This window comes from Streptomyces sp. NPDC047515, assembly GCF_040643055.1.
Lineage (GTDB): Bacteria > Actinomycetota > Actinomycetes > Streptomycetales > Streptomycetaceae > Streptomyces.
In genome coordinates this window covers 1-8252 of sequence record NZ_JBEYTM010000117.1, presented here as the reverse complement: position 1 = coordinate 8252, position 8252 = coordinate 1, and the positions used below count along the sequence as shown (strand labels likewise).

At 68.7% G+C, this 8252-nt stretch carries 6 protein-coding genes and 2 pseudogenes; 5 read left to right on the top strand and 3 right to left on the bottom strand.

Annotated features, from left to right (window positions below):
* Window positions 1-265: 265 nt before the first annotated feature.
* The 3 genes and pseudogenes from ABZ826_RS38355 to ABZ826_RS38345 form a co-directional block, all read left to right on the top strand.
* Complete coding sequence (locus ABZ826_RS38355; protein WP_361459095.1) at window positions 266-763, top strand: cupin domain-containing protein; 498 nt, start codon at window positions 266-268, stop codon at window positions 761-763.
* Window positions 742-1395 carry a GntR family transcriptional regulator gene (locus tag ABZ826_RS38350; protein ID WP_361459093.1) on the top strand — a complete coding sequence of 218 codons (654 nt, stop codon included), beginning with the start codon at window positions 742-744 and terminating at the stop codon, window positions 1393-1395. Before ABZ826_RS38355 ends, ABZ826_RS38350 begins: the two co-directional genes overlap by 22 nt.
* A 436-nt stretch (window positions 1396-1831) precedes the next feature.
* A pseudogene (locus tag ABZ826_RS38345) lies at window positions 1832-2147 on the top strand (arsenic transporter); the annotation flags it as partial.
* A 296-nt stretch (window positions 2148-2443) separates the two neighbouring features.
* On the opposite strand, the gene ABZ826_RS38340 reads toward ABZ826_RS38345, so the two are convergent.
* A complete protein-coding gene (locus ABZ826_RS38340; protein ID WP_361459091.1) occupies window positions 2444-3649 on the bottom strand; it encodes a hypothetical protein in 1206 nt (401 codons plus the stop codon).
* On the opposite strand from ABZ826_RS38340, the gene ABZ826_RS38335 reads away from it, so the two are divergent.
* Complete coding sequence (locus tag ABZ826_RS38335) at window positions 3639-3773, top strand: hypothetical protein (protein WP_361459089.1); 135 nt, start codon at window positions 3639-3641, stop codon at window positions 3771-3773. The genes ABZ826_RS38340 and ABZ826_RS38335 overlap by 11 nt on opposite strands.
* 143 nt (window positions 3774-3916) lie before the next feature.
* Here ABZ826_RS38335 and ABZ826_RS38330 read toward each other — a convergent pair.
* A pseudogene (locus ABZ826_RS38330) lies at window positions 3917-4327 on the bottom strand (IS630 family transposase); the annotation flags it as partial.
* Between the two features lie 14 nt (window positions 4328-4341).
* On the opposite strand from ABZ826_RS38330, the gene ABZ826_RS38325 reads away from it, so the two are divergent.
* Window positions 4342-4938: an ATP-binding protein gene (locus ABZ826_RS38325; RefSeq protein WP_361459087.1), complete on the top strand. Its 597-nt coding sequence runs from the start codon at window positions 4342-4344 to the stop codon at window positions 4936-4938.
* Window positions 4939-4988: 50 nt separating this feature from the next.
* Here ABZ826_RS38325 and ABZ826_RS38320 read toward each other — a convergent pair whose 3' ends face one another.
* Window positions 4989-7517, bottom strand: a complete 2529-nt coding sequence (locus ABZ826_RS38320; protein WP_361459085.1) for a Helicase associated domain protein — start codon at window positions 7515-7517, stop codon at window positions 4989-4991.
* Window positions 7518-8252: the final 735 nt, after the last annotated feature.

Sequence of the window (8252 nt, the reverse complement as noted above, 5' to 3'; positions counted from 1 at the left end):
TGACGATCGGGCCCTCCGCTTGCCCGCACACTCTCCACAACGACGCATCAGCCGCCAACCAAAGCTGACGACCAATCACGAAAGATCGAGGTTAGCTGACAGTGAGTGGCCCTTGGCTGATGGCGTGCTCCCCGATCAGGGCGCGCCATTCGCCCTGCCGACGCCGGTGCAGGCAGCGGGCAGGCGGCCTCTGCTGCCCCGGCCGACGACTGCCTGCCCAGTAGTTCCCGCCTTTCAGCGGGATGAAATATCGCAGGAGCAAGAAATGTCTCTCTTCATTCCCGATTTCGACGGAACCGTCGTTGTGCGCTCTGCTGACGCCGAATTGATAGGCGAGGGCGGCCCAGTAACCAACCAGTTGCTCGTCGACAGCTCCGCCACGGGCGGGGCACTCTCCAGCATGCGTGTCACCCTCGGCAAAGGTGCCGATGGCGCCCGTCCTCACCACCACGGCAAGTCCGCCGAGATGTTCTACGTCCTCGACGGCACCGCCCAGCTCCTGTCCGGCGATGAGGTGGTCACCGCGGAGCGCGGAGACGTTGTCGTGGTACCGCCCGGTACACAGCACGCCTTCGCCGCCGCAGCCGGCGAGATCGCGGACATGCTGGTCATCATCACGCCCGGAGTGGAACGCTTCGAGTACTTCCGCCACCTAGAGCGCATCCACTACGGCAAAGTGCCACCGGAGAGCCTCCTCGAAGTCCAGGAACTCTACGACTCCTATTTCGGGACGAGCGCTGCATGGAACGCCGCACGCGAATAGCCGGCTTCGTAACGTTGCGCCGGCGCTTCGCGGAGGGAGAGCTCGCGCCGGCCGAGCGACTCACCGAGGCCGCCTTGGCGCAGGAGCTCGGAGTGAGCCGCACGCCGGTGCGCGAGGCCCTGGGCCGCCTACAGGCGGACGGCCGCGTCGTACCGATGGCGCGCGGGGTCGCGGTGGCGACGCCCAGCAGCGACGAGATCGAGCAGCTCTACAATCTGCGCGCCGTGCTGGAGGGGCTGGCCGCGGCCCAGACCGCCCGCCTGCAAGCGGCCGGGCAGATCGCGCCCGCGCACCTCCGGGACATCGAGAAGGCTGCGGAAGAGGTGGAGCGAGCGGTCACCGAGGGCGACGCGAAGCAGTCGGCGCGGGCCAACCTGGCCTTCCACCGGGCATTCGGCCAAGCTCCCGGCAACGCGTTCCTGACGGACGCGCTGCACCGGGTGCGGGACCGCATCGCGATCTCCACGGTGTCCAACCTCTCCGACGGAGAGTGGGGGCTGACCGTGCTCACCCAGCACCAGGAAATATGCCAGGCCGTGATCGCCGGAGACGAGGACGCCGCCCGCCGGGCGGCCGAGGAACACATCCTGTCGGCGATGCGCGTCTACAGCGAAGCCCTCGGCCGGGGGTGACCGGCCGCCGGCCCGGGCGCTGAACGGCGCGTCCCCCTCGCACGCTCAGGAGTGCCGCACGACGGCGTCGGTGAGCAGCTCCTGTAGTGCCGCGTCGACCGCGCGGGTGCGCGGCGGCATGCACGCGGAACTCGGGGTCGGACAGGTCGAGCTGGAGCATGCCGAGGTGATTGGCCATCTCCTCGGGGGGTGGATAGGTGACCGGCGAACTCGTCGGCGACGGCGTGCAGCGCCGCCAAGGGCGAGTCGCGGCCCGCGCCCTCCGATAGGGCGCGGCAGCGTCCGTCCCTCGGCCCGTACGAGGTGCCGTCGAGAGAGCCGCCCACATGGTCCTGCCACGACATGGCATACGCCGGGCGGACCTCGACGCACTCGGCATGCGCTGGTACAAGCGGCCGTCCGCTGCGCCGGAATTCCGTCCCGGAAGGCTCAGACGCTGAACTCCGCACTCGCTGAAGCCCTCTCGGTCGCCCTGCTCCTGGCGGTGCTGGCCTGCGCGGTGATCCGACCATGGGGCTGGCCGGAGGCGGCCGTGGCCGTCCCCGCCGCCGGGGCGGTCATCGCCACCGGCGCGATCTCGCTCCACCACGCGGCGGCCGAGGCCGCCCGATCGCCCCCGCCGCCTGCTGGTCCTTGTCTTCGTGACGGCCTCGCTGATCACCGCGGTGCTCAGCCTGGACGCCACAGTGGTGCTGCTGACTGCGGTGGGGTTCGCCACCGCCGCCCGGCTGGGCGCCCGCGCCAGGAGATATGAGGGCGGGCGTAGGAGCGTCCTTCGACATGCCGTTGCCCGATCCTCCCGGCATGCGAATGGAGACATTGGTGAAGGTGAATCTGGTGACGCTGGTGGTACGGGCTGGAGCAGTCCCACGCTCCTTTCGCCCGACACACGGGATCGGGCGGTGGCCGGTACGGGGCCCACCTCAGGCCCTTACGTGCACATGATGGGGCAGCACACGCGACAAGAACGGGCGGCACAAGCACGAGCAATCGAACGGGTGGCCTTCACCGGCTGCGAGACGCGGGCGTCCACGAGTTTGCTTTCGGATCATTTGACACCGCCGATGAAGCGCACCTCCGGATACCGGGGTGACGGCCCTTCGAGGATCGGGGCGTGATGGCCGCGCAGGTGAAGGTCGAAGTAGGCGAGCAGGAAGTGCCGCTGGACGTCAATACCGCGCGCCCCGTCGAGCGGCCCTATGAACTCGGCCAGCTGCTCGTCGGTCGCTCCGAGCCGCGAGGCGGCCTGCGGCATGAACGTCTCGTAGTCCGTGTACGAGAAGTGCCGGGTACCGGTCAGCCGGAGATGGCGGCGCCAGCCTCGCAGCCGCGGCCAGATCTCGGGCCAGCTCGGATTGCTGTCCGCGTCCTCGCTCATCAGGAGGAACGGTTTGCGCAGCCCCTTGGTCACCACCGGACCGAAGAGACTGCCGTCGAGGTTCGCGCCTGCCGCGATCGGTACTCCTGCCGCCATCGCCGAGGCCGCGGTCGCACCACCCAGGGAGTGGCCGAACATGCCGGTCCTGGACAGGTCGAGGATGTCGCCGAGTCCGTGCGGGAGCGGGTCCCGGCGGCCCCGTACGCGCCGCGACAGCTCCTCCAGTACGAAACGGGTGTCGGCCACCCGCACGTCGACCGCCTTGAGGATCACCGGGTCGTCGTCCTCCGCCGTGAAAGGAGGCATCGCGTACTTCTCGACCCGGCCACCGGGGAACTCGACCTGCCCGGCGTCAAATGTGTGGTCGATGGTGACCACGATGTATCCGTGGCCGACGAGTTCCTCGACCAGCGCCGTGCTGGAGCTGCGGTGCTGGCCGTGTCCGTGGGAATAGAGGATCACCGGGCGTCGGCCCCTGCGCGTATCCGCCGCTGTGCCGATACGGGCGTGCGTGTCCGGCAACGTGGCGTACTCGGGGAGGAGATACCCCGTCTGCTGGAAGACCTTGGCGGCCTGTCCTGTCATCCATGGCGCCCTGGGCAGGCCGGTGGCTGCACGTGCGGGGTACCAGAGCTGAACCATCAGCTCCCGTACCGGCCGTGCAGCGACCCAGGGGTCCCGGCGGCTGCGGTCGCTGAGATGCAGGGCCACGGTGCCGAGGGCATGAGGACCGCTCGGCGGCGGAAGGACGAGCCGTACGGGCGGCTGGAAATCACCTGGCGCTCGGCGGGGCGACGCGGCGACGGCGGGGGTGCCGGTGCCGGGGGTGGCGGTCAGAGCGAGTCCCGCGGCGAGCGCGGTGCCCGTGGTCACCATACGTCTCCTGCTGATTCCGGTGGTCCTGCTGGTCCTGCGGGTGCTGCTCGGTGAGGATGAGGCCGGACGCGGCATGACGATCTCCTTCGAGGGTTGTACGCGCGGTGCCCAGGCGCGTGAATAGCTACCGAAAGGCTATGAACCGCACTGCCGACGAACTGCTGCGATTCCTCATCGCTTTCACTGACATTTGTCACTCAGTCGGCGTCGCACGGAGAAGTCCGGGCGTGCGCGCAGTCGTACGTGAGAAGCGTGACCGGGCCGCAACTAGTGTCCTGCGCCAGGAATTCGATCAAGATATGCGGCGAGGCGTTCGAGGATCTCGTCGGCGCTCTTCGTCCAGGCGAAGGGGCGGGGGTTCTCGTTCCAGGTCTTGATCCAGATTCGGATGTCTTTCTCCAGCGCGTGGAGGGACTTGTGGGTGCCGCGCCGTATCTGCTTGTCCGTCAGGAGTCCGAACCACCGCTCGACCTGGTTGAGCCAGGAGGAATAGGTGGGGGTGAAGTGCATGTGGAACCGGGGGTGGGCCTGAAGCCACTTCCTGACCGCCGGCGACTTGTGGGTGCTGTAGTTATCGCAGATCAGGTGGACGTCCAGGCCGGACGGGACTTCCTTGTCGAGCTTGGTGAGGAACTTCTTGAACTCGACGGTCCGGTGGCGGCGGTGGATGGAGCCGATGCAAGACCGTCGCCGTGACCAGCTGCCTGCGCGCACTCGAGCCCGACGAGGACATCCGCCGCATCACCTTCCACGCCCGCCCCACCACCCGCGCCGTACGCCACGAACTGTTCACCGCACTCGAACTGCCGGGCCAGCCCCCGCGCTACGCCACCGAGTTCGACCACCTCCTCAAGGACACGCTCGCCACCCACCCGCGCACCCTCGTCCTGGACGAGGCCCAGTGGCTGAGCGGAGACCTGCTGGAGTACGTCCGCTACCTCTGGGACGGCCCCTGCACCCAGCTCGCCGTCGTCTTCGTCGGCGGCGAAGGCTGCTACGCCACACTGCGCAAAGAACCCATGCTGTCCTCCCGCATCTTCATCTGGCAGCGCTTCACCCGCCTCACCCCCGACGAGGTCCTGGACGTCATCCCGCTCTACCACCCCCTCTGGGCAGACGCAGATCCCGGTGACATTGCCTTCGCCGACCAGCACGCCGCCCACGGCAACTTCCGCAACTGGGCCAGGCTCACCGCCCACACCCAGACCGCCCTTGACCGCACAGGACGCGCCCGCGTCGACGAGGACGTGCTGCGCTGGGCCTTCAGCCGACTCGGCACAGGCTCCTGACCCATTCGCCCAGCCCCACCAGGTAGGCCCGGCCGTTCATCCGTACGCCATCACGTCCACCGCATCCCGACCTTGGACAGCTGCTCCACCCGCTCCGGGGTCAGCGTTGCCGCCCGCGAGCGCTGGTTCCCGACCCAGGCACCCAGCCGGAGAGGCCGCTGCTCCTGGTCCTCGCCGTCGGCCTCGCCCACGGTGATCGTTTCGACGTGCTTGCGCGGTACCTTCAGGTGGCCTTCGCGCTCGTAGTACTGCTGGGCGGCGGCGAGGTGCATTGCCCACTTGTCGGCCTGGCTGGTGCGCGGCTTGGGCTTCTCGTCCTCGGTCGCGGGTTCGATCCCGAGGACCTGTTCGCACATCCACTGCTGCACGCTGGTGAGCTTGTCCCAGCCGAGGCGCTGCGCGCGAACCCACCGGCCGAGGTCTTCGCCCTGGTGCACGACGCCGCCTGGTTCGGTGGGCAGTTCGCCGCCGACCTCTTCGAGGTGGAGGCGGGTGAGGTGGAAGGCGCGCTGCCACTCGACAGGCCAGGTGGGGCACCAGGACGGGTCGATGTTCTCCAGCTGCTCGCGCCGCTCCGGCGACATCGCCCCGGTCCACGATTCGACGGTGAGCCCTTCAGCCTGGCGCTGTTCAAGCTCCTGGGCGCGCCGGGCGGCGGCGCGGGCGTTCTTCAGCCAGATGCCGACCTTGTAGCCCTGGTGGGCGGCATCCAGCGGCGCGAGGAGGTGGCCGTTCTCGGAGGCCCACCCACGCGCTGCCGACAGGCCTTCCTCCCAGGCGACGTCGAAATGGCTCCACACCATGCCGAGCTTCTCCAACTGAGCCACGCGCTCTTCGTTCATGTCGCCGCGGGCGTAGAACCTCCTGGCGTCGGCGGTCCACTGCCCCAGCGGGAAGTTCGCGAGCGAGGCCGGCCACCCGACCCCTTTGGCCTCCTCGCCGTCGGGGACGCGGTACGTGAACGGCACGCGCAGGTCGCCGTGTTCGCGGGCGTAGACGACGGCGGCTTCGATCCCGCGCCGCCAGTGTTCGTGCTCGGGGTTGAGGACGCGGAGGTTGATGAACGCGGCGAGCGCGGCCGGGTCGCGGGGCGTGCTGAACTTCAGGAGGGCTTTGGCGGGGGCGCTGACGCCCTGCCACGCCGCTCCCTGCTCCTCGTCTTCACTGCTGAGCTCCCGCCCTTTGGGAGTACGGCTGGGGGCCTGCTGCTCCGCGAGGGTTTCCACGATCCTGGCGTCGTGTGCCCGCAGCGCCTCCAGCAGCTTGGCCAGCCCGCCGAAGGCCCGGGAGGTGAGCATGTTGTCCGCCGTCTCGCCCGGCCCGAGCAGCACCGGCACTACGAGCGAGGCCATCTTGCCCTCGCCCGGCTGCATCCGCAGCGTCCGGCCCACGGCCTGGACCAGGTCCGGCATCGAGCCGCGTACGTCAGCCCAGTAGACGGAGTCGCAGTTTTTGGTGTCGACGCCCTCGCCCAGGACCTTGACCGAGCACAGGAAGCACTTCTCCACCACGGTGCCGTCCGTGGCGATCCCGGCCGCGAACTCTCCGAGCAGTCGGCGGCGGTGGAGCGGCTTGTGGTCGCCGCACAGCCAGTTGGCCCAGATCGTCTTGGGGTACAGCTCGGGGTCGCTGGCGTGCAGCTGCGCGGCGACGTCGGGGAGGCCGGCCGCGAAGGCTTCTGCTTCCTTCACGACGTGGTGGAAGACCAGCGTGCGGCGGAAGCCTTCTTCGGCCGACGCCTTCACCAGGGCGGTCTGCAGCGCGGCGAGCCGGGCCCCGCGGACCTGTTCGGAGCGGCCCTCAGCGCCCAGGAGCTGGGCTGCTTGGAGCGCGGTGTCGGTGATGTCGACGCATACGACCTGGTAGGGGGCACAGATTCCCCTGTCGATGGCCTCCGAGAGCGTCAACGTGAACGCCCTGCTGCCGAAGGGGCCTTCCGGGTCGTCGTCCATGCTCGCGACCAGCTCGCCGGGTGCGCCGGCCTCGTCCTCGTCCCCGAGCTGCCACAGCCGGGGCGTGGCCGTCATGTACAGACGGCGCAGGGACGGGATCTTCTGGTTGTTGTGGACGACCGCCCACGGCTTCCCGACCCGGCCCGAAACGCGGTGGGCTTCGTCCACGATGATCAGGTCCCAAGCCGAAAGGCCAGCGGCGTGCGCCCGCTCCAGCGTGCCCAGACCGAGGCTGGCGTACGTGGCGTACACGGTCACCTTGTCCAGGCTCCGCGTCCACTCCACCAGCTCGTCCACGTCCGTGGTGTTGGGGAAGGACACCTCCTCACCCCGCAGCGAGGACACCCCGATCATCGGCCCCCGGCGGCCCCCCTCGCGCCACGCGGACTCGGTCTGGGCGAGCAGGTCCAGAGAGGGCACGAGCACCAGCACACGGCCCGCGTGGAGCTCCTCCGCGCTGCGGACTGCCACCCGGGTCTTCCCGGACCCGGTCGCCATGATCACCTGCGTTCGAAGCCCTCGTTCGGGGACAAGTGATCTTGCAGGCAATTCGAGGGCGCGCACGACCGCGTCAATGGCTTCTCGCTGGGCTGCCTCGCGCTGGTCAACGCGGTCTGTGCTCGACATATTCGCCTGCCTTCTCCTGGGTGCCGTCCGGTCGATTCGAGTGGCGGGAAACGGGAAACCTGCACGTAGGGGAGCTGTGAGGGCTACGGTTGGACTGATGCGATCGGCTGGTTGCTCTGCCTCACCGGAGCACCGGCAAGGCCGTGGGATGGATCTAGATATCCCTCCAGAGGGGTCCGGGGTGGTGTGCTCTGAGTCCATAGCTTATCTCGGTTGCAAAAATGAAGCACACAGAATCGCGAGATCCCCTCTAACGTGGCCGAAAGCTGCTAGTCTTGCCTTATCGCAAGCCAATCCAAAGCCTTGACGCCCCCTCAGTCCTTTCCCTCTCTGCGAGTGGCCGCCCCCCCGCACCCCGTCACTCGCCCGACTACCTGTCACCTCCCCACCCATTGCTGTTACTGCTGGGCCGTCAGGCCCGTGGTGGGCCGCGCGGAGCGTGGCACGCCCAACTGTGCAGGTATGGGGGGTGGTTGGAGCGCAGCGGAGGCCACTGGGACCGGGCAGGGCCTGACTCGGGTCGATGCGAAGCATCGGACCGTCAGCACCGGGGCGAAGCACCGGTGCTGACCTCTTGTCAGTCCTGGAGCGGAGCGGAGGGACTGACCCCGGGCTTTACCCGGGTGCGGTGGCGAAGCCACCGCTTGCGCCCTCGCGGAGCGAGGGCGCAACTGGGGTGCGAAGCACCCCAGTTCGCTTGCATATCGCGAAGCGATATGGTACCCGCTCCGCGGG